1 protein-coding gene is annotated in these 509 nt (G+C 70.7%); it reads right to left on the reverse strand.

The window, feature by feature from the left end:
• Positions 1 to 134: 134 nt before the first annotated feature.
• Complete coding sequence (locus ABT367_RS40650; protein ID WP_352258917.1) at positions 135 to 464, reverse strand: antibiotic biosynthesis monooxygenase family protein; 330 nt, start codon at positions 462 to 464, stop codon at positions 135 to 137.
• Positions 465 to 509: the final 45 nt, after the last annotated feature.

Here is a 509-nt window from a genome sequence, read left to right on the forward strand (position 1 = left end):
TGTGTGTGTCTCGTTTTGTTCTTGGTTTTCCTCTGCTTTTGGGGGGGGCGCACCCCCCCCCGCCCCCCCCCCCACCCCACCCGTACGCAGGTCGGGCCGGACGCGTGCGCAGGTCAGGACGACCCGTGGGCAGGTCAGGCCGGCTTCGGGCCCGCCTGCTGCACGACCTCGAAGGTCCACACCTGGGAACCGCTGGCCGCGGGCTTCGGACGCTCGCCGCCCTCGGCGGCGCCGCCCTGGTGGGCCGCCTTCATCGGGCCCTCCATCCAGGCCTGGAAGTCGGCCTCGCTGCGCCACCGGGTGTAGACGAGGTACTGGTCGGTGCCTTCGAGCGGCTTGAGCAGCTCGAACCACTCGAATCCGTCGGAGCTCTCCACGGCCCCGGCACGCGAGGCGAACCGCTTCTCGAGGGTCTCCCGCTGCTCGGCGGGGACCGTCAGCGCGTTGATCTTCACGATGCTCATACATCCATCTTCCCGCAGCCACCCCGGCCGCCCGTCAGGAGCCCC

The sequence above is a fragment of the Streptomyces mesophilus genome (genome assembly GCF_040300965.1).
Lineage (GTDB): Bacteria > Actinomycetota > Actinomycetes > Streptomycetales > Streptomycetaceae > Streptomyces > Streptomyces mesophilus_A.